Genomic DNA, 23,365 nt, shown 5'->3' with positions numbered 1-23,365 from the left:
CGGTGAGGGGCATCCTGCTCGCGCTGGTGGTGCTCCTCACCGCCTGCTCCACCGGCCTGCCGCCCGGCGTGGTGGCCACCGTGGACGGCCACCCGGTCGTCCAGGCCGAACTCGACCGGGCGCTGACCGGCGCCCGGGCTGAGGTGGCCGCCGCCCACGCCGGGCGGATCCCGGCCGACCGGCTGCGCGAGGCGGGGATGGCGGCAGCCGTACGGGAGAAGGTCCTGCGGCTGTGGGCGCACGAGGCCGGGCTGCTGGCCGACCCCGGCGAGCAGGCCTTCCAGGCGGCGCTCGCCGCCGAGAACGAGCGGCGGGCGCGGGCCAGAGCCGCCGGGCGGCCCCTGCCCGGCGTGCCGTCCTACGACCAGCACACCTACGCGCGGATCCAGGCGGCCGAGTTGCGGAACGCGCTGGAGAGCCGGATCGTTCTGGACGAGACGGCACTTTCGTCGCACTACCGCGAGCTCACCGCCTCGGTGACCGCGCCGCCGACCTACGAGGAGGCGCGGGAGCGGGTACGGCTGTCGCTCGCCCGGCGGGAGTTCGAGCGGGCGCTGGCCGACCGCGTCGCGAAGGCGGTGGTGCGCGAGCCGTAGCATGGGGGCGGATACATGATGGGGGACTGGTTCCAGCACAACATCATCGCGACAGGGCGGCTTCCGCTGTTCTGCTTCTTCGCCGCGCTCATCACCGCCTTCCTGTTCACCCGGGTGAACGTGCGGCTGATCCGCGCCAAGGTGGGCTGGTTCCGCAACGTCAACGTCGGCGACATGCACATCCACCACGTGGTCTTCGGCGTGGTGCTGATGCTCGGCGGCGGGGTGGCCGGGCTGCTCGTCTCGTCGGTCTCGCAGTTCTGGTACGCGGTGGCCGCGGGCGTCTTCGGCGTCGGCGCGGCCCTGGTGCTGGACGAGTTCGCGCTGATCCTGCACCTGCACGACGTCTACTGGGAGGAAGAGGGCCGGACCTCGGTCGACGCGGTCTTCGTGGCCATCGCGGTCACCGGGCTGCTGCTGATGGGCCTGCGCCCGCTGGTGGCCGACTTCGGCGGCGTCTGGCTGCCGGTCGCCAACCTCCTGCTGGCCATCGTCACCCTGCTCAAGGGGAAGATCTGGACCGGGCTGGTCGGCCTGTTCGTGCCCGGCCTCCTGCTGGTCGGCGCGGTACGGCTGGCGCGGCCCGGCTCGCCCTGGTCGCACTGGTTCTTCGTGGGCCGCCGGCCCCGCAAGCTGGCGACGGCCATCCACCGCGAGGAGCGGTGGCGGCGGCCGGTGATCCGGGCGAAGATCGCCGTCCAGGAGTTCGTCTCGGGCCGGCACGACCTGCCCTCGACCCGCAAGCGGCGGCCGGAGTGAGCGTGCTGCCCGATCCCCAGCGTGCGGCCCTCGACCGGCTGCGCCCGCTCTGCGAGGAGCACGAGCTGGGCGTCGCGGGCGGCTGGGCGCTGCGCCTGCACGGGCTGGACGGGCACGCCGGCCCCGGGCTGAGCCTCGTCACCGCGGCCGAGACGCCGCTGCCCGCGCTCGCCGGCCTGGTGCGGGCCGCGGTGCCCGAAGCGGGCTGCGAGGTACGGCTGGCCCGCGAGCCGCTGCTCCAGCCGCTGGTGCGGCGCGAGGGCGTGCTGGTGGCCGGGCTCGACGACGTGGCCGGGCTCAAGGTGCGCGCCCTGGCCGGACGCGGCCTGCCCCGTGACGTCACCGACGTGGCCGCCGCCGCGCGCGTGTACGCCTGCCGGGCGCTGGAGGAGCTGGCCCGCGCCCGATCGGCCGACTTCTCCGTGCACGAGCTGCGCACCCGCCTGGAGTTCGTGGAGCTCATGGCGGACGAGGAGTTCGGGGCGCCGCCGGAACGGGTCGCGGAGATCCGCCGCTTCGCGCTGGGCTGGATCGAGGAGATCCAGCTCCGCCGGGCCGAGGAGGGCGACATCGACGTGGACGACCCCGGCCTGCCCGAGGTGGACTAGCCGGGGCCGTCGGCGGGGATCAGGCCAGGTCGAACCGGTCGAGGTTCATGACCTTGTCCCACGCGGCGACGAAGTCGCGCACGAACTTCTCCCCGGCGTCGTCGGCGGCGTAGATCTCCGCCAGCGCCCGCAGCTCGGAGTTGGCGCCGAACACCAGGTCGGCCCGGGTTCCGGTCCACCTGACCTCGCCGGTGGCGGTGTCACGGGCCTCGAAGGTCTCGGCGTCGCCGCCGACCGAGTGCCAGGTCGTGCCGAGGTCGAGCAGGTTGACGAAGAAGTCGTTGGTCAGCCGGCCCGGGGTCTCGGTCAGCACGCCCAGCTTCGTCCGCCCGGCGGTCGCGCCCAGCACCCGCAGGCCGCCGACCAGCACGGTCATCTCGGGCGCGCTGAGGGTGAGCAGGTTGGCGCGGTCGACCAGCAGGTACTCCGCCGGCAGGCGGTTGCCCTTGCCGAGGTAGTTGCGGAAGCCGTCGGCGGCCGGCTCCAGCGCGGCGAACGACTCCACGTCGGTCTGCTCCAGCGTGGCGTCCACGCGGCCCGGCGTGAACGGCACCTCGACCGTGAAGCCGGCGTCCGCGGCGGCCTTCTCCACGCCCGCCCCACCGGCCAGCACGATCAGGTCGGCCAGCGAGATCCGCTTGCCGCCGCTCTGGGCGGCGTTGAACGACTCCTGGACGCCCTCCAGCGTGCGCAGCACGGTCGCGAGCCGGTCGGGGTCGTTGACCTCCCAGCCGTTCTGCGGCTCCAGGCGGATGCGCGCGCCGTTGGCGCCGCCGCGCTTGTCGCTGCCGCGGAAGGAGGCGGCCGAGGCCCACGCGGTGGCGACGAGCTCGGTGACGGCCAGGCCGGAGGCGAGCACCCGCGCCTTGAGCGCCGCCACGTCGGCGGCGTCGACCAGCTCGTGGTCGAGCGCGGGCAGCGGGTCCTGCCAGATGAGCACCTCGGCCGGGACCTCCGGGCCGAGGTAGCGCACGACCGGGCCCATGTCGCGGTGGGTCAGCTTGAACCAGGCGCGGGCGAAGGCGTCGGTCAGCTCCTCGGGGTGCTCCAGCCAGCGGCGGGTGATCTGCTCGTAGACCGGGTCGACGCGCATCGACAGGTCGGTGGTGAGCATCGTCGGGTGGGTGCGCTTGTTCGGGTCGTGGGCGTCCGGCACCAGGTCGGAGGCCGCGCCGTCCTTCGGCCGCCACTGGTGGGCGCCCGCGGGGCTCTTGAACAGCTCCCACTCGTAGCCGTAGAGGATCTCCAGGAAGCGGTTGTCCCAGCGGGTGGGCGTGTCGGTGAAGATGCCCTCCAGCCCGCTGGTGATGGTGTCGCCGCCCTTGCCGGTGCCGTAGGTGTTGGCCCAGCCCAGGCCCTGCGCCTCGATCGGCGCGGCCTCGGGGTCGGCGCCGACGTTGTCCGCCGGGCCCGCGCCGTGCGTCTTGCCGAAGGCGTGGCCGCCGACGATCAGCGCGGCGGTCTCCTCGTCGTTCATCGCCATCCGGCGGAAGGTCTCGCGGATGTCGCGGGCGGCGGCCAGCGGGTCGGGGTTGCCGTTGGGCCCCTCGGGGTTGACGTAGATCAGGCCCATCTGCACCGCGGCGAGCGGGGTCTCCAGCTCGCGGTCGCCGGTGTAGCGCTCGTCGCCGAGCCAGGTGGTCTCCGGGCCCCAGTAGACGTCGTCGTCGGCCTCCCACACGTCGGCCCGGCCGCCGGCGAAGCCGAAGGTCTTCAGCCCCATGCTCTCCAGGGCGACGTTGCCGGTGAGGATCATCAGGTCGGCCCACGAGATGCTCTGGCCGTACTTCTTCTTGATCGGCCACAGCAGGCGGCGGGCCTTGTCCAGGTTCCCGTTGTCCGGCCAGCTGTTGAGCGGGGCGAAGCGCTGCTGCCCGGCGCCCGCGCCGCCGCGGCCGTCGCTGATGCGGTAGGTGCCCGCGCTGTGCCACGCCATCCGGACCATGAGCGGGCCGTAGTGGCCGAAGTCGGCCGGCCACCAGTCCTGGGAGGTGGTCAGCAGCTCGGCGATGTCCCGCTTCACGGCGGCCAGGTCGAGGCTCTTGAAGGCCTCGGCGTAGTCGAACTCCTCGCCCAGCGGGTTGGCCACCGCGGGGTTCTTGGCGAGGATCTTCAGGTTCAGCCGCTCCGGCCACCACTGACGGTTGCCGCCGCCCTGGGTGGGGTGCGCGGCGCGGGTGTGCGCGACCGGGCAGCCGCCCGCGCTCTGGCCCTTGGGCTGCGCGTCTTCCGTGACGAGCGGGTCGTGGTGCTGGTCAGACATGGAAATCCTTCCGGACGTGCACTTCGCTGTGCCCGGACAACCTATCGGCATAAACACGAATAGTTCAAGATAATGAGTCGTCCAAGTTAAGCGGGCTCGTCACAGCACCCCCGCGGCGGACCGTACGGCCAGCCCCGCGCCGAGCAGGACGACCATGGCCGCCGTCCCGGCCGGGGCCAGGCCGGACAGCCGGGCGGCCAGCCGGTGCCCGGCCCGCGCCCGGCCCTCGAGGCGGCCGGCCAGCTTCACCAGCAGCAGGCCGGTGGCGGTCAGCGTGGCGGCCATGCCCAGCCCGTAGGCGGTCACGAGGGCGACGCCGAACCAGGTCCGGCCCAGCGCGATCGCGCCCAGCAGGACCACCAGGGCGCTCGGGCTCGGCACCAGGCCGCCCGCCACCCCCAGCCCGACCAGCCCCGCCCGCGAGGACCCGCCTTCCGCGTTCCCGTGTCCATGCCCGTGTCCATGCCCGTGGCCATGCCCGTGCCCATGCCCGTGCCCATGGCCATGCCCGTGGCCGTGGCCGTGGCCGTGGTGGGTGTGGGGCGGGCGGCGCCGGGCGGTGTGGAGCAGCCGGATCCCGATCACCGCGATCAGCGCCCCGCTGGCCACCCCCAGCCAGCCCAGCACCGACTCCCCGGTCAGCGCGCCGAACAGGCTGAGCGCCAGCCCCACGACCAGCACCCCGACCGTGTGCGTGGCGGTGACCGTCGCCCCGACCACCAGCGCGTCCCGTGGCCGCCCACGCCGTCCGGCCAGGTAGGCGGCCATGACGCTCTTCCCGTGCCCCGGGATCAGCGCGTGCCCGGCCCCCAGCACCGCGGCCAGCGCTACGGCCAGCGCCCCGAGCGGCACGGTGAGCCGGTCGGCGCCGACCAGCCCGGTGAAGGTGCGCTCCACGAACCCGAGCACGGCCTCCACCGGCGACCCGTCCCCGGCGGCCGGGCCCGGCGCGGCGGCGGGTCCGGCCGCCCCCTCCAGGCGGACGGTCGCGGTGCGCTGGTCGAGCGGGTCGGCCAGCAGGTCCTCGGGGTAGGCGCGCAGCTCGTCGCTGACGCTGCGCGCCGGGACGGACGCCTGCCGTACCCGCTCGCCCTGGACGGTGATCTCCCGCCAGCCGATGCGCTGCCCGTCGAAGGCGTCGGTGAGCTCGACGGTCCGTTCCGCGCGCACCGGCGCGACCAGGCCGCAGGCCAACCGGCTGGTCTCCAGGCCGCCCTGCCCGGGGGCGTAGGCGAAGGCGGCCGAGGCCACCCGCCAGGTCACGGGCACGCCGTCCACGACCAGGCGCCGGGCGGCGGCCAGCGCGGCGCACTGCGCCCCGGCCGGCCCGGCCGTGGGGCGGGCCTGGAGGGTGGGCAGCTCGGCGCTGTCCACGACGGCGGTGGCCTCGACCCGGTCGGCCAGCACCCGCAGCCCGGTGTAGTGGTTGACGGTGAAGTTGCCCAGCGGGTGCGCCGAGGCCGGGGCGGCCCCGCCGCCGAGCACGAGCCCGGCGGCGAGCGGGAGCAGGAGCAGGCGTCTCATGAGAACCTCGCGAGGGCGGGCAGGGCGGGGTCGAACCGGGGGTTGAACTCCAGGGCACGCGAGCGCGCGGGCCGGCCCAGCGCCCGCTCGATCTCGGCGCGGTGGTGCTGGAGCAACGCGTTGCGCCAGCCGACGGCCGTCGCCTTCCGCGCGTACGGCAGGCCCTCGCGCGAGCGACCGGCCCGGTGCAGCGCCCACGCGAGGGCGTCGGCGGCCACCACGTTCGGGTTGCGCCCGTACTCGGCGCGCGCGTGCCGCACCGCGAGCTCCGGGTCGCCGTGGTCGGCCTCGAACTCGGCGGCGGTCAGGTCGTCGAGCACCCCGGCCTCGGCGGCCAGCCGCTGCTGGGCGCGCAGGAGCGCCCAGTCGGGCGCGAGCCCGGCCTTGATCCGCACCTCGCCCTGCTCGACCAGGTACTGCGGGAGCGGGAGCCGGGCGGTGATCCGGTCGTAGAGCGCCAGGGCGGCGGGGAGCTCGCCGGCCAGCGCGTGCGCGCGAGCCTGCCCGGCCAGCGCCGGCACGAAGCCGGGCGAGGCCGCCAGGGCCTGGCCGTACCAGCCGCGCGCGCCCGCCAGGTCGCCGGAGCGCAGGGCCAGCTCGCCCAGGTAGGTGCGGCAGTAGGCCAGGTCGGCGGGTGCGGTCGCGTCGGCCAGGGCGTGTTCGAGGAACCGGCGCGCTCCGGTGAGGTCGCCGCGGAGCTCGGCGGCGTAGGAGGCGCGGGTGAAGGCGGCGACGCCGGGGCGCAGCGCCATCATCCGCTCGGTCGCCTCGTGGGCGCCGTCGAGGTCGCCGAGCTGGGTGCGCGCGTCGGCCAGGACGCCGAAGGCGGCGGCGCCGTACGGGTTGGCCCGGACGGCCTGGAGCGCCAGCCGTGCCGCCGCCGGGAAGTCGTGCCGGGCGGCGGCCAGCGCCGCGCGGCCGCTCAGCACGGTGTCGTCGGCCGGGGCGAGCGCGGCGGCGGTGGCCAGGGCGCGCTCGGCCCGGGGGTAGAAGGAGGGGTCGCCGGTGAGGCGGGCCTGCTCGACGTACTGCACGCCGAGCCGCGCCCACGAGCGGTGGTCGTCGGGCAGGCGTTTGAGCCGCTCTTGGAGTGTTTCCGGCCGGGCCGCGGGCTCGGCGGCGGCGGGCCGCGGGTTCGACGGCGGCGGGGCGAGGGCGGAGGCGGCGGTGAACACCAGCGCGCCGCCCACGACCACGCTCCCGCCCACGATCAGGAGTCGCATGTCGGCTACCTCGATGGGAGATCGGCGGGGGAGGACGGGCCGCGGGGGAATCGGGAGCCGCGGCCCGCCCGGTCCTAGCGCTGCTGGTTCACCGAGGTGTTGCCGGGCAGCGGGATGTAGGGGAACGCCGAGCCGAAGGGCTTGTCGTTCGCGTCCACCTTGTCGGTCAGCGCGGGGACGAGCCTGCCGGTCGTCGCCGCGCCGGCCATGGCCTGCAGCGCGATGTCCAGCACGTCGTCGGACAGGCGCCGGCCGTTCGGGAAGCCCTGGAGGTCGCCGGCGAGCACGCCGAGCCGGTTGGGGTTCCTCGCGGGCGGGATGGCCATGTTGAGCCGCAACATCTCGGCGGGACGCAGCTTGCCGGCGTCCTTGTTGAGCGTCTGCGAGTTCAGGTCGGCCATGATCGGCCCGTTGCCCTTGGCGATGCCGGTCAGGAAGATCTCGACCAGGTCCTTGCGCGGGGTGGGCGGGGCCTTGACGCCGTAGAGCGCCTCCAGCAGCTTGGGCAGCTCCGGCTCGGTGACGCGCTTGACGACGGCGGGGATGCCCGCGTCCTTCTCCGGCGGCAGCGCGTTGAAGGCGTCCTTGAGCCCGGCCGGCACCACGACCTCGTTGACCAGCGGCTGGCCCAGGCGCGAGACCTGGACGTAGCCGCGCGGGCTCCACTTGTCGGTGGTGGACCACACGCCGATCACCGGGTTGCGGCGGACGTTCCCCTTCAGGGCCAGGTCGGCGGCGGGCACCTGCAGGCCCAGGGTGTGCACGTTGTAGCCCTTGGTGGTGTCCTGGCCGACCTCCGAGAGGTCGCCGCCGTAGAGCAGGTCGAAGACGCGCAGGTCGAGGAAGAAGGCCTCGTCCGACTGCCCGGCGAAGGTCTGGCCGCCCGGGACGGGCCGGATCGACTGCCGGCGGAGCAGGCCGTAGTCGGGCATCGAGGCCGGGCCGGCGTTGCTCGGCGCGACGATCCCGTCGGCCACGAGGGTACGGCTGCCGCCGCGGGTGAGGCGCTTGAGCGTGTAGCGCTGGCGGAAGAGCAGGTCGGGGTCGTCGAGCGAGGTGACCGGGCCCTTGTTGTAGAGGAAGGTCGCGTTGCCGCGGCGGTCCTCGTTCCTGAAGGTCCACTGGTAGGTGATGTCCGGCTTGGCGTCGCCGTCGTTGTCGATCTTGATGTTGTAGCGCGAGTTGGTGTCGAAGGTGTAGAAGTTCGGGCCGCCGTTGGGTTCCTCGAAGGGGATCCAGTTGGCCAGCAGGGTGACGGTGTCCGGCTTGTCGGGGCTGACGAACGCGTAGACGTCGGTGTTGTCGTTGCGCGGGTCGCCGGCGATGGCCGGGGCCTCGCGGTGGGAGGAGGCCGTGCCGGGCTCGATGCGGAGCGCGGCGAGCGAGGAGGCGGTCAACGCCACCGCGACGCCCAGCCCGGCAACGGCGCGCTGGTTGATCCGGAGCTCCATGATGTCCGTCCTTCTGGGTCGGGTCGGTTGGGGCGAGGTCCGGCCGGGGTCCTCGTGGCCCTATTCGGTGCCGGAGGGCGGGCGGATGTGCCTACGGCGGAAGTACTTCTCCGGTAGGAGGGTCAACCAAAGTTGACATACTTAGGTCGTCAATTTAAGTTGACCGGTGTATTTCCCGCACTTTCGCACGTTGGAGCAGACATGAGTCAGGATCGCCCCGAAGGCACGGTCGACCCCGGGGAGAAAGCCCCCCTGCGCGAGCTGCTCGCGTACATCCGCCCGCACCGCAAGGTGCTCATCCTGGGCGGTGTCCTGTCCGTCGTCGGATCGGGCGCCGCGCTGGCCATCCCCCAGGTGGCCGAGTACATCGTCAACGCCTTCGGCTCCGGAGCCTCCATCGGCGGCCTGCTGGTCTGGCTGACCCTGGCGGTCATCGCCGGAGCCGCCGTCATGGCGTTCGGCACCTACCTGATGGAGCGCACCGGCGAAGGCATCGTCTACGACGCCCGCCGCACCCTGGTCGGCCGCATGATGCGGCTCAAGGTGGCCGACGTCGACCGGCTCAAGCCGGGAGACCTGCTCTCGCGCGTGACCGGCGACACCACGCTGCTGCGCACGGTGCTCACCAACGGCCTCATCGAGTCGATCGGCGCCGCCTTCATGCTGGTCGGCGCGATCGTGCTGATGGCGCTCAAGGACGGCGTGCTCTTCCTCGTCACGCTGCTCGTGCTGGTCGTCGTCGGCGGCATGGTCGGGCTGCTGATGCCGCGCATCCAGAAGGCCCAGTTCAAGGCGCAGGAAGCGGTCGGCGAGATGGGCGCGGTGCTCGACCGCACGCTCCAGGCCTACCGCACGGTCAAGGCCAGCGGCGTCGAGGAACGCGAGATCGCCATCGTCGGCGAGGCCGCCGGACGGGCCCGCGACCGCGGCGTCCAGGTGGCGGTCTGGGCGTCCCTGGCCGGCGTCTCGACCTGGGTCGCCTTCCAGATCGCCTTCGTGGCCGTCTTCGCCATCGGCGGCGCCCGCGTGGCCTCCGGCGCGCTGGAGGTCGCCGAGCTGATCGCCTTCTTCCTCTACCTGTTCTTCCTGGTCATGCCGATCGGCCAGCTCGTGCAGGGCGCCATCCTGGTGCAGAACGGCCTGGCCGCCCTGCACCGCATGAAGGAGATCCAGGACCTGCCCGCCGAGAACGCCGGCGTCCCGTCCCGCTCCGGTACGGCGGAGCCGGTCGGCCTGTCCTTCGACGAGGTGCACTTCCGCTACGGCGAGGACCGGCAGCCGGTGCACCACGGCGTCACCTTCGACGTGCCGCCCGGCGGCCTGACCGCGCTGGTCGGCCCCTCCGGCGCGGGCAAGTCCACCGTCTTCGCCCTGCTGGAGCGCTTCTACGAGCACCAGTCCGGCACGATCACCGTCGGCGGGCGCGACATCCGCGACTGGCCGCTCGGCGACCTGCGCGCCGCGCTCGGCTACGTCGAGCAGGACGCGCCCGTGCTGGCCGGGACGCTGCGGGAGAACCTGCTGTTCGCCGCCTCCGAGGCCACCGAGGAGGAACTGCTGCGCGCGGTGCGCCGGACCCGGCTCGACGACCTGGTCTCCAGGCTGCCGGACGGGCTGGAGACCGCGGTCGGCCACCGGGGCGTGCTGCTGTCCGGCGGCGAACGCCAGCGCGTCGCCATCGCCCGCGCGCTGCTGCGCAAGCCCCGCCTGCTCCTGCTGGACGAGGCCACCTCGCAGCTCGACGCGGTCAACGAGCTGCGGCTGCGCGAGGTCATCGCGGAGGTCGCCGCCGAGACGACCGTGTTGGTCATCGCGCACCGGCTGTCCACCGTCACCAACGCCGACCGCATCGTGGTGATGGAGGCGGGCCGGGTGCGGGCCGTCGGCACCCACGCCGAACTGGTGGGCGAGGACGACCTCTACCGGGAGCTCGCCGCCACGCAGTTCCTCACAACCTAGATCCAAGAGCGTTGCAAGCCCGCCCGGCCAGCCTGGAGGCATGAAGAACCTCGACGGCCTCGGGCCGGAACTGGACGAGAACCTGCTCGCGCAGGTCAGCGGTGGCATGTTCAAGGTGAGCTACTGGCCGAGCGGCGAGACGGTCACCGACTACTACAGCGACTACGAGCCGTGGTGCAGCTGAGGCCGGCGGCATGATCCTGGTTCTGACGCGGGACGACGACGAGCACGCCTCGCACGTCGTCCCGCTGCTCAGACAGCGGGGGGCGGAGGTCGTCCGGCACGACCCCGCCTCCTTCCCGCGCTCGTCCCGCATGGCCGTCGCCTTCGAGCGGGACGGCGCGGCGGCCCGCCGGCTCGACGGGCTCGACCTGCGCGAGGTGCGCTCGATCTGGCTGCGCCGGCCCGGCGAGCCGGTCCCGCACGACTTCGCCGACCCCTCGGTCCGCGCGTACGTGCGCGACGAGCTGCGCGCCTTCGTCGGCACGAGCTGGGACGACCCAGGCCCCCGGACGGTGCCCGGCGGCCGGCGCGTGATCGACCACGCCGCGCGCAAGCAGCACCAGCTCCCGGCGGCGGCCCGCGCCGGGCTGGAGATCCCCGCCACGCTGATCACCAACGACCCCGAGGAGTTCCTCGGCTTCTACGACCGCTTCCACGGCAAGGTCATCACCAAGCCCGTGCACCTGCCCGCCCGCGGGCGGCTGACCAGGCCGGTCGCGCCGTCCGAGGTCGGGTACGCGGGGGCGCTGCGGTACTGCCCGGTGATCGTCCAGGAGTACGTGGACAAGCGGGTGGAGCTGCGGGTGACCGTGGTGGGGGAGCGGGTGTTCGCCGCCGAGATCGACTCCCAGGCCAACCACCTCACCGCGCACGACTCGCGCGACGACCGGCTCGGCCGCACGCCGTACCGGCCGGTCCGGCTGCCCGCCGCGGTGGAACGCTCCTGCCTGGCGCTGACCCGCGCGCTCGGCCTGGCCTACGGCGCCATCGACCTGATCGTCACCCCGGACGGCCGGCACGTCTTTCTGGAGATCAACCCCAACGGCCAGTACCTGTGGGTGGAGCGGCGCACCGGCCTGCCCATCAGCGAGGCCCTCTGCGACCTGCTGCTGGAGGAACCCTGATGCTCGACGAGGCGCTGGAGGTGCTCAAGGCCGGTCTGGACGGGCTCGACGAGCTGCGCGCCCGCCACCCCGGCCACCGCTTCCGCGTGGTGCGCCAGCAAGAGGAGCACGACGGCTCGGTCCACCACGACCTGCTCATCACCTGCCCCGACGGCTCGACCGTCACGCTCTCCCACTGCCCCGACCGCGAGCTGCCTTGGCCGCTGCGCGGGCTCCGCCCGCCGACCCGGCCGATCCTGCTGCGCGTCAACGGGGTCGAGCGCACGATCCAGGAGGTCGTCCTCGACCTCGAAGACCTCTGGGCCGACCGGCGCATCGCCGAGCGGCTGGTGAACACCTGCCTGATCCAGCAGGAGCTCGACACCGAGCCGGTCGAGCTCGACGAGGCCGAACTGGAGCGGGCGGTCGAGGCCTTCCGGCGGACCAAGGGCCTGCTCACCGTGGCGGCCACCCGGCAGTGGCTGGCCGGACAGGGCCTGGACGAGAGCGCGCTGACCGAGCTCGCCGCCCGGCACGCCCGCGCCGCCAGGCTCGACGCCCGGCTGCCCGGCGGGCTGAGCGCCTGGCTCGCCGAACGGCGCGCGACGGCGAAGGTCGAGTGGTTCTGGTAACGGGGTCCTTCGTTGTACGCTGCCGGTGAATAGGTTCATTCACCGAAGGGGTCGCCATGTCCCGTACTGTTCGCGCGCCGCGAGGCACCACGCTGACCGCCAAGGGCTGGCCGCAGGAGGCCGCCCTGCGCATGCTGCAGAACAACCTCGACCCCGAGGTCGCGGAACATCCCGAACAACTCGTCGTCTACGGCGGCTCCGGCAAGGCCGCGCGCGACTGGCCGTCCTACGACGCGCTGGTCCGCACCCTCACCACGCTCGACGGCGACGAGACCCTCCTCGTGCAGTCCGGCCGCCCCGTCGGCGTCTTCCGCACCCACGAATGGGCGCCGCGCGTCCTCATCGCCAACTCCAACCTGGTGCCCGACTGGGCCAACTGGGAGGAGTTCCGCCGCCTGGAGGCCGCCGGCCTCACCATGTACGGCCAGATGACCGCCGGCTCCTGGATCTACATCGGCACCCAGGGCATCCTCCAGGGCACCTACGAGACCTTCGCCGCCGTCGCCGCCAAGCGCTTCGGCGGCTCCCTGGCCGGCACCATCACCCTCACCGCCGGCCTCGGCGGCATGGGCGGCGCCCAGCCGCTGGCCGTCACCATGAACGGCGGCGTCGCCATCTGCATCGACTGCGACCCGCGCAGTGTCAAGCGCCGCATCGAGCACCGCTACCTCGACGTCGAGGCCGCCTCCCTCGACGAGGCGCTCCAGCTCGCCTACGAGGCCCGCGACCAGCGCCGGCCGCTGTCCATCGGCGTCGTCGCCAACGCCGCCGAGGCGCTCCCCGAGCTGCTGGCCAAGGGCGCCGAGATCGACATCGTCACCGACCAGACCTCCGCGCACGACCCCCTGATGTACCTCCCGCTCGGCGTCGCCTTCGACGACATGGCCGCCGAGCGCGAGAAGGACCCGGCCGGCTTCACCCAGCGCGCCCGCGAGTCCATGGCCCGCCACGTCGAGGCCATGGTCGGCTTCCAGGACGCCGGCGCCGAGGTCTTCGACTACGGCAACTCCATCCGCGGCGAGGCCCAGCTCGCGGGCTACTCGCGCGCCTTCGCCTTCCCCGGCTTCGTGCCCGCCTACATCCGGCCGCTGTTCTGCGAGGGCAAGGGGCCGTTCCGCTGGGCCGCGCTCTCCGGCGACCCGGCCGACATCGCCGCCACCGACCGCGCCGTCCTGGAGCTCTTCCCGGACAACGAGCCGCTGGCCCGATGGATCCGCATGGCGGGGGAGCGGGTGCACTTCCAGGGGCTGCCCGCCCGGATCTGCTGGCTGGGGTACGGCGAGCGGCACCTCGCGGGGGAGCGGTTCAACGACATGGTCGCCTCCGGGGAGCTCCAGGCGCCCGTCGTCATCGGGCGTGACCACCTCGACTGCGGCAGTGTCGCCTCGCCGTACCGGGAGACCGAGGGCATGGCCGACGGCTCCGACGCCATCGCCGACTGGCCGCTGCTCAACGCCATGCTCAACACCGCCTCCGGGGCGGCCTGGGTCTCCATCCACCACGGTGGTGGCGTGGGCATCGGGCGCTCCATCCACTCCGGCCAGGTCACCGTCGCCGACGGCACCGCTCTGGCGCGGGAGAAGGTGAGCCGCGTCCTCACCAACGACCCCGGCACCGGCGTCATGCGCCACGTCGACGCCGGCTACCCCGAAGCCGCCCAGGTCGCCGCCGACCGCGGCGTCCGCATCCCCATGCGCGAGTCGTGACGCCCCCTGCCTGACCCCGAGCCCCGACCTCCACCCTCGGCCCCCGGCGCTCTCCCCGGTCGGGGGCTCGGTCGGCGCGGCCTTCGGACCTCCAGGCTCCCGGCTGCGGCCTCCGTCCTCAGCCCTCCGCGCTCACGGGCTGCGGCCTCCGTCTACGGACCTCCGGGCTGCCCGGCCCGGCTCTCCTGTCCTTCGGGGGTCCGGGGCTTCAGGGCCTCGGTTCCTGGCCGCAGCGCCCGGGTTCCTGGCCCGCAGCGAGCGGACCCCGGCCCGCGGGTCGCGGACTCCGGGTCGCGGGGCCTGCAGCTCGGGGTCACCTGGGGCGCAAGCCCTGAGGTCTCAGCCGCCGGTCTCAGTGCGCGGGGTGACGGGGTGGGTGCGGGTTCGTGGTGAGAGGGCTGGGAGACTTGGGTCGTTCGTGACGCTGTGCTCAGCCGTTCGGGTGGGGGTGTGGTGATGGAGGGCCTGGAGGAACTGCTGGCCGGGCGAAGGTTGTCCCCCGTCCAGCGAAGGATCGCGCTCTACCTGTCGGAGCACCTCGCCGAGGCGATCTTCCTGTCCAGCGTGGAACTGGCCGAACGAGCCGGAGTGAGCCAGCCGTCGGTCACCCGCTTCGCCATGGCCCTGGGCTTCGCGGGCTACCCCGAGCTCAGGCAGGCCCTCCGACCCTTGGTGGTCGGCGTCGACCCCCGCGGCCCGTCGTCCCCTGGCTACCGCCAAGACACCACCGCACCCAGCCCCCAAGGGATCAGCCCCATCGCCGCTGATCACCCCGGATCACTCGGCAACCGTGGGTCCATCAGTCACCCAGGACCCGGCGCGGGCCGTCCCGGTCCCGCCGGCCACCTCGGAGCGGCCGGGGAACCAGGGGCTCCCGAGTTCCCTCCATCGGCCGGCGCGCCCAACGTCCCCGGACTCCCCGGTACGGCCGGAAGTGGGGCGGCGGCGGGTGGAGTGTGGGGTGCGGAAACCGGGCGGGGCTCGGTGTCGGGCAGCCTGCTGGAAGGGGCTCTCGAGAGCGAGATCCGAAACCTCCACCACATGCGCGACCGCCTGGCCACCCTCCCCCTGGCCGAACTCGGCGAGACCCTCGCCGCAGCCGAGCCGTTGCCCGTCTTCGGGCTGAGGGTCTCGGCCGGGCTGGCGACCACGTTCGGCTACTACGCCGGCCTCATCCACCCGGACGTGCGGCTGTTCACCAGCGGCGGCTCCCACCTCCTCGACGGCCTGCGCAACGTCCAGCGGGCCGGCGCACGGGTGGTCCTGGCCTTCGTGCTCCCGCGCTACCCGGCCGAGTCGATCCAGGCCCTGCAGTACGCGGAGAAGCTGGGCTTGCGCCGCATCGTGGTCACCGACCGGCCAGGACTGCCCGCGGAGGTGACCCTGGACGCGCCGGTGGGTGACCGGCTGGTGTTCGACTCGCACTCGGCGCCTTTGGCCATGGCCATGGCCCTGGTGGAGGCCATGGCGGACGCCGCACCCCTGCGCACCCAGGCCCGGCTGGAGGACTACGAACGCGCCGCGGACGAGGCCGGCATCTTCCTCCCCGGCGAACCCCCGTAACCCCGATAACCCCCGTAACCCCCTACCCGGGCCTCGCCGTACGACGGGGACTGGGTAAGGGGAAGGGGGCGTCGGCAGTCAGATGTGCGGGGACGGTCAGCCCGCCAGGCGGCGCAACGAGCGGACGGACCAGGTGGTCGTGAGGGCGGCCAGGACGATGAAGAGGCCGAACGCGAGCGGCACCTCCACGGACCCCACCTCCCCCCGGAACAACGCCCGCCCAGCCTCAACGGCGTGGTAGAGCGGGTTGACGGGAGCGACGGCCTGCATCCAGTCGGGCGCGAAGGAGATGTCCAGGAAGAGCCCAGCCAGCAACATCACCGGCAGCATGAAGGTCTGGATGATGGACGACATGCCCTGCTCGTCCCGCACCGCCAACGCCAGGCCCTGGGAGAGGCTGGAGGCGAACAGGCCGGTGGCGGCCATGAGCAGCAGCATGAGCAGCAGTTCCAGCACCCCGATCCGCAGCCCCATGAGCGCGGCGACGATGAAGACGATGATCGCCTGGGTGACCAGGGTGAGCATGTCGCGGAAGACCCGCCCGAGGACGATGGCGGGCCGCCAGGCGGGGCTGACGGCGAGCCGTTCCAGGGAGCCGTTGCGGAGCTCGGCGATGAGGCCGAAGCCGGTGAAGAGCGAGCCGAAGACGGCGATCATCATCAGCGCGGCCGGGGTGAAGGCGCGCAGCGCCTCCTCGGACGACCCGCCGTACAGCCCGGAGGTGAGCGGGGCGAACATGAGCAGGTAGAGCACCGGCTGCATGATGCCCAGCAGCAGCCAGACCGGGTTGCGGAAGGTCTTGGCCACCTCGTAGCGCAGGAAGAGCGTGGTGTCGCGGATCATGCGGCGGCTCCGGTGTCGCGAAGGGACCGGCCGGTCTTGGCCAGGAAGACGTCGTCGAGGGTGGCCCGGTCGAGCGAGATGGACTTGAGCTGCACGTTGCGCTCCTCCAGGGTGCGCAGGAGGGCGGGCAGGGTGTGCTCGCCGTCGTCCACGTACAGTCTGAGCAGGTCGTCGTCGACCCTGACCTCCTTGGTCATCGGCCGCAACGTCTCGGCGGCCTGCTCCAGGTCGTCGACGCGCAGGGTGATGACGTCGCCGGAGACCTCGCGCTTGAGTCCGGCGGGGGTGCCCTCGGCGACGATGACGCCGTGATCGACGATCGCCAGCCGGTCGCAGAGGGCGTCCGCCTCGTCGAGGTAGTGGGTGCTCAGCAGGACGGTGGTGCCCTGTTCGCGGAGTTCGCCGATGCGGTCCCAGAGGTTGGCGCGGTTCTGCGGGTCGAGCCCGGTGGTGGGCTCGTCGAGGAAGAGCAGGGGCGGGCTGTGCACCAGCCCCAGGGCGATGGCGACGCGGCGCTGCTGGCCTCCGGAGAGGGTACGGCCGGGCCGGTCGGCGAACTCGGTGAGCTCGAACTGCTTGAGCACCCGGTCGGTGGCCGCCACCGCGTCCGGCACGCCGTGCAGGCGGGCGGCGAAGAGGATCTGCACGCGGGGCGAGGTCTGGTCGTCGACGCCGCCGGCCTGGCTGACGTAGCCGAGGTTGCGGCGGATCTTCGCCGGTTCCTTGAGCAGGTCGTGGCCGGTGATGGTAGCGCTGCCCGAGTCGGGGGTGATCAGCGTGGACAGCATGCGGATCGTGGTGGTCTTCCCGGCGCCGTTGGGGCCGAGCACGCCGAAGATCTCGCCGGGGGCAATCTCCAGGCTGACGCCCTTGACCGCTTCGACGGTCTGGGTGCCTTTACGGGATCTGGTGGTGAATGTCTTGCGCAGGTCGTGTGCGCTGATGATCATGCGGAGTTTCTCCTCAGGGGGGTCAGGGGAGCTCGCCGTTCTCGACCTTCTGCAACGCCTGCCGGCACCAGGCCAGCTGCGCTTCGAGCATCCCCTTGGTGAGAATCAGGTTCTCGTCCACGTGGCGGGGGGCGCCGTACCTCTGCTTGGTGCCGATGGCGCGTTCGATGGACGTGATGCCCAGCGTGAGCTGCTCGATCCGGCCGCGCAGCCCGTCGAGCAGGCTCGGCCGGTCCAGGCGGTCCATGAAGGTCAGCGCCACCTGGAACGGGTCCACGATCGGCTTGAGCTCGTACCAGATGGCCATCAGCAGCCGGAAAAATTCGTAGCGTCCGGTCTCGTTGAGCTGATAGACCGTTTTTCCGCCCCGTCCGCTTTCGACGATGTCGAGCAGGCCCTCGTCGGCCATCTTGCCCAGCCCGTGGTAGATCGAGCCGTAGGCCACGTTGGCCCAGCTGTCCGCGCCCATGATCTCCAGTTGCTGGCGCACCTGGTACCCGTTGCGCGGGCCGTCGAGAAGGGTGCCGAGGATCAGGACGCGGGTCGAAGCCATGGCTCAAGTTTGTATTCAAATTTGAACACGCGTCAAGCGAATTAGGCTCCTGCCATGACTGAACGACCGATCGCGCTGGTCACGGGGGCTTCGCGGGGTGTGGGGGAGGCGCTGGCCCGGGCGCTCGCGCCGACGCACCGGCTGATCCTCGGGGGCCGCGACCGCACCTTGCTCGACCGCCTGGCCGCCGACCTGCCGGACGCCCGGCCCTGGCCCGTCGAGCTGACCGGGATCACCCCGGCCGACGTGGCCGGCATCGACCGCCTCGACCTGCTCGTGCACAGCGCGGGCGTGGTGACGCTCGGCCCGATGGCGGAGACCCCGGCCGAGGTCTGGCGGCGCACGATGGAGATCAACGTGGTCGCCGTCGCCGAGCTCACCCGGCTCCTGCTGCCCGCCCTGCGCGCCGCGCGCGGGCACGTGGTCTGCGTCAACTCCGGCGCAGGCCAGCGCGCCAACCCCGGCTGGGTGTCCTACGCGGCCAGCAAGTTCGCCCTGCGGGCCTTCGCCGACGGCCTCCGCCTGGAGGAGCCGGAGCTGCGCGTCACCACCGTCTACCCCGGCCGCATCGCCACCGACATGCAGCGCGGCGTGCGCGAGATGGAGGGCGGCGCGTTCGAGCCGGAGAAGTACCTCGACCCGGACACCGTCGCCCGGGCGATCGTCGCCGCGGTCACCGCCGGGCCCGACGCTCATCTCACCGAGCTCACGATCCGGCCTCGCGAGTGAATGGGTTCATTCACTAGAGTGTCCTCATGCTCGAAGACCTGGCGCACATCGGACGTGACCCGGCGACCGGCGGCTACCTCCGGGACGCCTGGTCCGCGGCGGACATGGAGCTGCGGGAGTGGTTCTGGGGCGAGGCCCGCCGCCGCGGCCTCGACGTGCGCGAAGACCGCAACGGCAACCTCTGGGCCTGGTGGGGCGACCCGTCCCGCCGCCCGGGCGTGGTCACCGGCAGCCACCTCGACTCGGTACGGCAGGGCGGCGCGTTCGACGGCCCGCTGGGCGTGGTCTCGGCCTTCGCCGCCCTCGACCTGCTGCGCGAGCGCGGCTTCGAGCCGTCGACGCCGCTCGGCGTGGCCTGCTTCACCGACGAGGAGGGCGCCCGGTTCGGCGTGCCGTGCCTGGGGTCGCGGCTGCTGACCGGCGTGCTCGACCCCGCCCGCGCGCTCGCGCTCACCGACGACGCGGGGGAGTCGCTCGCCGAGGTGCTGCGGCGGCGGGGCCGCACGCCCGAGGGGCTGGGCGTCGACCCGGTCACCCTCGCCCACGTCGGCTCCTACGTCGAGCTCCACGTCGAGCAGGGGCGCGGCCTCGTCGACCTCGACGCGCCGGTCGGGGTGGCCAGCGCGATCTGGCCGCACGGGCGCTGGCGTTTCGACTTCCACGGCCAGGCCAACCACGCGGGCACCACCCGGCTCGAAGACCGCGACGACCCGATGCTGGCCTACGCGGCCAAGGTGCTGGCCGCCCGGGAAGCCGCGGTGCGGCACGGGATCGTCGCCACCTTCGGCAAGGTGCGGGTCTCGCCCAACAACGCCAACGCCGTGCCCGGCCTGGTCTCGGCCTGGCTCGACGCGCGCGGGGCCGGCGAGGAGGCGGTGCGCGCGCTGGTGGCTGAGCTGGCCGAGGGGGCCGACGTGCGGGAGGAGTCGTGGACGCCGATCGTCGAGTTCGAGCCGCTGCTGCGCGACCGCATCGCCGAAGCCGCGGCGCAGACCCCGGGGAGCGGGGCGGTGCCGGTGCTGGCGACCGGGGCCGGGCACGACGCGGGCATCCTCGCCGGGGCGGGCGTGCCGAGCGCGATGCTTTTCGTCCGCAACCCGACGGGTATCAGTCACTCTCCGGCCGAACACGCCGAGGCCGACGACTGCGCGGCCGGGGTGCGCGCGCTGGCGAACGTGCTCGAGGAGCTGTGCCGATGACGACCTACTGGTGCGAGTACGCCTGGCTGCCCGAAGGCCTGACCCGCAGCGTGCTGGTCGAGGTGGACGGCGAGCGGATCGCGCGGGTGACCCAGGGCGAGCCCGGGACCGCCACCCGGCTGGCCGGGCTGACCCTGCCCGGCCTGGCCAACGCGCACTCCCACGCCTTCCACCGGGCCCTGCGCGGCGCGACGCAGCGCGGCAAGGGCGACTTCTGGACCTGGCGCGACCAGATGTACGAGGTCGCCGCCAAGCTCGACCCCGAGTCCTACCTGCGGCTGGCCACGGCCGTCTACGCCGAGATGGCGCTGGCCGGGGTCACCTGCGTGGGCGAGTTCCACTACCTGCACCACGGGCCGGGCGGCGTGCCGTACGACGAGCCCAACGAGATGGGGCTCGCGCTGGTCGAGGCGGCGCGCGCCGCCGGGCTGCGCATCACGTTGCTCGACACCTGCTACCTGACCGGCGGGGTGGGCACCGCGCTGGCCGGGGCGCAGGTGCGTTTCGGCGACGGGAACGCCGAGCGGTGGGCGGTGCGGGCCGAGGGGCTGGCCGCCGCGCTGCGCGGGCGTTCCGGGGTGGTGGCCGGGGCGGCGATCCACTCGGTGCGCGCGGTGCCGCCGGAGCAGATGCCGACCGTCGCCGAGTTCTCCCATCACCATGCCGCGCCGCTGCACATGCACGTCTCCGAGCAGCGGGCCGAGAACGACGCCTGCGTCGAGCGGTACGCGGCCACGCCGGTGCAGCTCCTGCACGAGCATGGCGCGCTCGGCCCCCGGTCCACTGCGGTGCACGCGACGCACCTGACCGAGGTGGACGTGCAGCTCCTGGGGCAGTCGCGCACGTACGTGTGCATGTGTCCCACGACCGAGCGCGACCTCGCCGACGGGATCGGGCCCGCGCGCACGCTGTTCGAGCACGGGTCGCCGATCACGCTCGGCTCCGACAGCCACGCGGTCATCGACCTGTTCGAGGAGGCCAGGGCGGTCGAGCTGAACGAGCGGCTGGCCACCGAGCGGCGCGGCCACTGGCCGGCCGCCGACCTGCTGGCCGCCGCCACCTCGGCCGGGCACGCCTCGCTGGGCTTTCCCGACGCCGGGCTGCTGGTCGCGGGCGCGTGGGCCGACCTGGTGTCGGTCCGGCTCGATTCGGTCCGTACGGCAGGCGCCACCGGGGCCGAGGCGGCGGTCTTCGCGGCGGGTGCGGCGGACGTGCACTCGGTGGTCTCGTCCGGGCGGCGCATCGTCACCGACGGGCGGCACGTGCTGGGCGAGGTGGGCACCCTGCTGACCGACTCGATCGCCGCCCTGAGATGAGGGGGCCGGTGGCGGAGATGGGTGCGCTCGGCGTGGGCGGGCGTACGGAGCTGATGGGAGCAGCCGGGTGAGCGAGTTCGTGGACACTTCGACCTTCGGGGCGCGCAGCGTCCTGGTCGACAACATCGGCCTGCTCTACACGGGCGACCCCGCGCGGGAGGAGATCCCCGACGCGGCCCTGGTGATCCAGGACGGCCGGGTCGCCTGGGTCGGCCCGTCCGGCGAGGCGCCCGACGCCGACGACCGGGTGGACGTCCAGGGCGCCGGGGTCATCCCCGGGTTCGTGGACAGCCACGCCCACCTCGTCTTCGCGGGCGACCGCACGGCGGAGTTCAACGCCCGCATGTCCGGCCAGGCCTACACCGCCGGGGGCATCCGCACCACGGTCGCCGCGACCCGGGCCGCCTCCCGCGAGACGCTGACCGGCCGCATGCACGACCTGGTCGCCGAGATGCGGGCGCAGGGCACGACCACCGTCGAGATCAAGAGCGGCTACGGCCTGACCGTGGAGGACGAGCAGCGCTCGCTGGAGTACGCGCGGGAGGTGACCGAGGAGACGACCTTCCTCGGGGCGCACGTGGTCCCGGCGGACATGGCGGCCGACGATTACGTCCGGCTTGTCACGGGTGAGATGCTCGCGGCGTGCGCGCCGTACGCGAAGTGGGTTGATGTCTTTTGTGAACGAGGCGCATTTGATGGCGACCAAACCCGCGAAATCCTGACGTCCGGGATTAAAGCTGGACTTTTGCCGAGAATTCATGCCAATCAACTCACAGAAGGCCCGGGCGTCCAGCTCGCGGTCGAGCTCGCCGCCGCCTCGGCCGACCACTGCACCCACCTCACCGACGCCGACGTCGAGGCGCTGGCCTCGGGAAACACCGTCGCGACGCTGCTGCCGGGCGCCGAGTTCTCCACCCGCTCGCCCTACCCCGACGCCCGCCGCCTCATCGACGCCGGAGTCACCGTCGCCATCGCCACCGACTGCAATCCCGGCTCTTCCTTCACCTCGTCCATGCCGTTCTGCGTGGCACTCGCCGTGCGTGAGATGCGCATGACGCCGCTGGAGGCCATCCGCGCCGCGACGTACGGCGGAGCCCGCGCCCTGCGTCGTGACGACGTCGGCGTGCTGCGCCCCGGAGCCCGCGCCGACCTCGTCGTTCTCGACGCGCCCTCCTATGTTCACCTCGCGTATCGCCCCGGAGTACCGCTTATTCGCACGGTTTTCTCCTCCTAAAGGAGGAGGAACAAAACCATCCCAACGGCGTACTGCTTTAGGGAATCTTTGCCACGGGTCACGCGTTGCCGGGGTATAGAACGCAGCCTGCGGAAGAGGTGCCTGGGGATGGCAAGGCCTACGGGGAGTCGCACGCAGGAGCAGGCGGTCGCGGATCGAGATCTGCTGGGGACCTACCTGGCGGAGATCGGGCGGGTACCGCTGCTCAGCGCGGAGGAGGAGGTCGAGCTCGCCAAGCGGATCGAGGCGGGCCTCTTCGCCGAGCAGCTACTCGATCGGGGCGGCAACGAACCCAAGATCGGTGACGCGAGCGACGAGGAGCTCAACGCCCTGGCCATATCCGGGCAACGGGCCAAGGACGAGTTCATCCAGTCCAACCTGCGACTGGTCGTCGCGGTCGCGCGCAAGTACTCCGGTCGCGGGATGCCGCTCATCGACCTGGTCCAGGAGGGGAACCTGGGCCTGGTGCGCGCGGTGGAGAAGTTCGACTACCGGCGGGGATACAAGTTCTCGACGTACGCGACGTGGTGGATCCGGCAGTCCGTCGGGCGGGCCATCCACGAGCAGGCCCGGCCGGTCCGGCTGCCCACGCACGCCGGGGAGCAGATGACCCGGCTCATGCGGGTGCGGCGGGACATGCTCGCCGAGTTCGACGTCGAGCCGACCGACGAGGACCTCTCCAAGGTGCTCGAGCTGCCCATCGAGCGGGTGCGGGAGCTGCGGCGCTGGGCGTCCGACCCGGTTTCGCTGCAGCTCGGGGTGGGGGACGAGGACGAGACCGAGCTGGGCGACATGATCGCCGACGAGACGTGGGCCGACCCCGAGCAGCAGGCGATCGACATCCTCGAACGGGAGCGGCTCGACGAGTGGCTCACCGGGCTGGAGCGCGACACCAGCGAGATGTTGCGGTGGCGGTACGGGCTGGTGGACGGGCGCGAGCACACCTTGACCGAGGTGGGCGAGCGGTACGGCATCGGGCGGGACCGGGCTCGGCGGATCGAACGGGACGCGCTGGCACGGCTTCGGAAGATGGCCACCTCTGCTGCTTGACCCTTTTCACCTGCTGTCACTGACGACCCGGCCGCTCGCATCGGCCGGGTCGTTCTGCGTGGGGGTGGACTCTGGGGAGGGGGCGAGGGGGACGGCGGGGG

General features: G+C 72.9%; 21 protein-coding genes. 14 read left to right on the top strand and 7 right to left on the bottom strand.

The annotated features are described in order from the left end of the window. Nucleotides 1-2: 2 nt before the first annotated feature. Genes ACIBG7_RS00725 through ACIBG7_RS00715 form a run of 3 tightly spaced genes read left to right on the top strand, consistent with a single transcriptional unit; the run spans nt 3 to nt 1,963 of the window. A complete protein-coding gene (locus tag ACIBG7_RS00725) occupies nt 3-596 on the top strand; it encodes a hypothetical protein (RefSeq protein WP_357917920.1) in 594 nt (197 codons plus the stop codon). 15 nt (nt 597-611) lie between these two features. Continuing rightward, nucleotides 612-1,355, top strand: coding sequence for a hypothetical protein (locus ACIBG7_RS00720; protein WP_357917923.1), 744 nt, complete (start codon nt 612-614; stop codon nt 1,353-1,355). A gap of 2 nt (nt 1,356-1,357) precedes the next feature. Further along, nucleotides 1,358-1,963 (top strand): hypothetical protein, encoded by a 606-nt coding sequence (locus ACIBG7_RS00715; protein ID WP_397334733.1) that lies wholly within the window; start codon nt 1,358-1,360, stop codon nt 1,961-1,963. A 19-nt stretch (nt 1,964-1,982) separates the two neighbouring features. Here the strand turns inward: ACIBG7_RS00715 and katG are convergent, their stop codons facing one another. The 4 genes from katG to ACIBG7_RS00695 all read right to left on the bottom strand — a co-directional run bounded on the left by katG (nt 1,983) and on the right by ACIBG7_RS00695 (nt 8,424). Beyond that, nucleotides 1,983-4,226 (bottom strand): catalase/peroxidase HPI, encoded by a 2,244-nt coding sequence (gene katG / locus ACIBG7_RS00710; RefSeq protein WP_397334732.1) that lies wholly within the window; start codon nt 4,224-4,226, stop codon nt 1,983-1,985. A gap of 99 nt (nt 4,227-4,325) precedes the next feature. Beyond that, nucleotides 4,326-5,750 (bottom strand): nickel/cobalt transporter, encoded by a 1,425-nt coding sequence (locus tag ACIBG7_RS00705; RefSeq protein ID WP_397334731.1) that lies wholly within the window; start codon nt 5,748-5,750, stop codon nt 4,326-4,328. Continuing rightward, nucleotides 5,747-6,973, bottom strand: a complete 1,227-nt coding sequence (locus ACIBG7_RS00700) for a tetratricopeptide repeat protein (RefSeq protein ID WP_397334730.1) — start codon at nt 6,971-6,973, stop codon at nt 5,747-5,749. Before ACIBG7_RS00700 ends, ACIBG7_RS00705 begins: the two co-directional genes overlap by 4 nt. A gap of 74 nt (nt 6,974-7,047) precedes the next feature. Further along, nucleotides 7,048-8,424 (bottom strand): DUF4331 domain-containing protein, encoded by a 1,377-nt coding sequence (locus tag ACIBG7_RS00695; protein WP_397334729.1) that lies wholly within the window; start codon nt 8,422-8,424, stop codon nt 7,048-7,050. A gap of 201 nt (nt 8,425-8,625) precedes the next feature. On the opposite strand from ACIBG7_RS00695, the gene ACIBG7_RS00690 reads away from it, so the two are divergent. The 6 genes from ACIBG7_RS00690 to ACIBG7_RS00665 all read left to right on the top strand — a co-directional run bounded on the left by ACIBG7_RS00690 (nt 8,626) and on the right by ACIBG7_RS00665 (nt 15,390). Continuing rightward, nucleotides 8,626-10,383: an ABC transporter ATP-binding protein gene (locus ACIBG7_RS00690; RefSeq protein ID WP_357917940.1), complete on the top strand. Its 1,758-nt coding sequence runs from the start codon at nt 8,626-8,628 to the stop codon at nt 10,381-10,383. 40 nt (nt 10,384-10,423) lie between these two features. Beyond that, nucleotides 10,424-10,567: a hypothetical protein gene (locus ACIBG7_RS00685; RefSeq protein WP_357917943.1), complete on the top strand. Its 144-nt coding sequence runs from the start codon at nt 10,424-10,426 to the stop codon at nt 10,565-10,567. Between the two features lie 10 nt (nt 10,568-10,577). Beyond that, complete coding sequence (locus ACIBG7_RS00680) at nt 10,578-11,510, top strand: MvdC/MvdD family ATP grasp protein (RefSeq protein ID WP_397334728.1); 933 nt, start codon at nt 10,578-10,580, stop codon at nt 11,508-11,510. Beyond that, nucleotides 11,510-12,121, top strand: coding sequence for a TIGR04500 family putative peptide maturation system protein (locus ACIBG7_RS00675; RefSeq protein ID WP_357917949.1), 612 nt, complete (start codon nt 11,510-11,512; stop codon nt 12,119-12,121). Before ACIBG7_RS00680 ends, ACIBG7_RS00675 begins: the two co-directional genes overlap by 1 nt. Before the next feature lie 56 nt (nt 12,122-12,177). Further along, complete coding sequence (gene hutU, locus ACIBG7_RS00670) at nt 12,178-13,827, top strand: urocanate hydratase (RefSeq protein ID WP_357917952.1); 1,650 nt, start codon at nt 12,178-12,180, stop codon at nt 13,825-13,827. Nucleotides 13,828-14,283: 456 nt separating this feature from the next. Next, nucleotides 14,284-15,390, top strand: a complete 1,107-nt coding sequence (locus ACIBG7_RS00665) for a MurR/RpiR family transcriptional regulator (protein WP_397334727.1) — start codon at nt 14,284-14,286, stop codon at nt 15,388-15,390. Between the two features lie 96 nt (nt 15,391-15,486). Here the strand turns inward: ACIBG7_RS00665 and ACIBG7_RS00660 are convergent, their stop codons facing one another. Genes ACIBG7_RS00660 through ACIBG7_RS00650 form a run of 3 tightly spaced genes read right to left on the bottom strand, consistent with a single transcriptional unit; the run spans nt 15,487 to nt 17,736 of the window. Next, nucleotides 15,487-16,233: an ABC transporter permease gene (locus tag ACIBG7_RS00660; RefSeq protein ID WP_357917958.1), complete on the bottom strand. Its 747-nt coding sequence runs from the start codon at nt 16,231-16,233 to the stop codon at nt 15,487-15,489. Continuing rightward, complete coding sequence (locus ACIBG7_RS00655; RefSeq protein ID WP_397334726.1) at nt 16,230-17,183, bottom strand: ATP-binding cassette domain-containing protein; 954 nt, start codon at nt 17,181-17,183, stop codon at nt 16,230-16,232. The genes ACIBG7_RS00660 and ACIBG7_RS00655 overlap by 4 nt, the downstream gene beginning before the upstream one ends. Nucleotides 17,184-17,205: 22 nt before the next feature. Continuing rightward, nucleotides 17,206-17,736 (bottom strand): PadR family transcriptional regulator, encoded by a 531-nt coding sequence (locus tag ACIBG7_RS00650; protein ID WP_397334725.1) that lies wholly within the window; start codon nt 17,734-17,736, stop codon nt 17,206-17,208. Between the two features lie 54 nt (nt 17,737-17,790). On the opposite strand from ACIBG7_RS00650, the gene ACIBG7_RS00645 reads away from it, so the two are divergent. The 5 genes from ACIBG7_RS00645 to ACIBG7_RS00625 all read left to right on the top strand — a co-directional run bounded on the left by ACIBG7_RS00645 (nt 17,791) and on the right by ACIBG7_RS00625 (nt 23,264). Beyond that, complete coding sequence (locus ACIBG7_RS00645) at nt 17,791-18,465, top strand: SDR family oxidoreductase (protein ID WP_357917966.1); 675 nt, start codon at nt 17,791-17,793, stop codon at nt 18,463-18,465. Nucleotides 18,466-18,491: 26 nt separating this feature from the next. Then, nucleotides 18,492-19,664, top strand: a complete 1,173-nt coding sequence (locus tag ACIBG7_RS00640; RefSeq protein ID WP_397334724.1) for an allantoate amidohydrolase — start codon at nt 18,492-18,494, stop codon at nt 19,662-19,664. Further along, nucleotides 19,661-20,980 carry a formimidoylglutamate deiminase gene (locus ACIBG7_RS00635; RefSeq protein ID WP_397334723.1) on the top strand — a complete coding sequence of 440 codons (1,320 nt, stop codon included), beginning with the start codon at nt 19,661-19,663 and terminating at the stop codon, nt 20,978-20,980. The genes ACIBG7_RS00640 and ACIBG7_RS00635 overlap by 4 nt, the downstream gene beginning before the upstream one ends. A 67-nt stretch (nt 20,981-21,047) precedes the next feature. Next, the gene (gene hutI, locus ACIBG7_RS00630) at nt 21,048-22,214 is read left to right on the top strand and encodes an imidazolonepropionase (RefSeq protein ID WP_397334721.1); all 1,167 of its coding nucleotides are present in this window, start codon (nt 21,048-21,050) and stop codon (nt 22,212-22,214) included. Between the two features lie 108 nt (nt 22,215-22,322). Then, nucleotides 22,323-23,264 (top strand): sigma-70 family RNA polymerase sigma factor, encoded by a 942-nt coding sequence (locus ACIBG7_RS00625; protein ID WP_357917978.1) that lies wholly within the window; start codon nt 22,323-22,325, stop codon nt 23,262-23,264. Nucleotides 23,265-23,365: the final 101 nt, after the last annotated feature.

It is taken from the genome of Nonomuraea sp. NPDC050328 (assembly GCF_044459405.1).
Classification (GTDB): domain Bacteria; phylum Actinomycetota; class Actinomycetes; order Streptosporangiales; family Streptosporangiaceae; genus Nonomuraea.
This window is presented reverse-complemented; position numbering and strand designations above follow the sequence as displayed.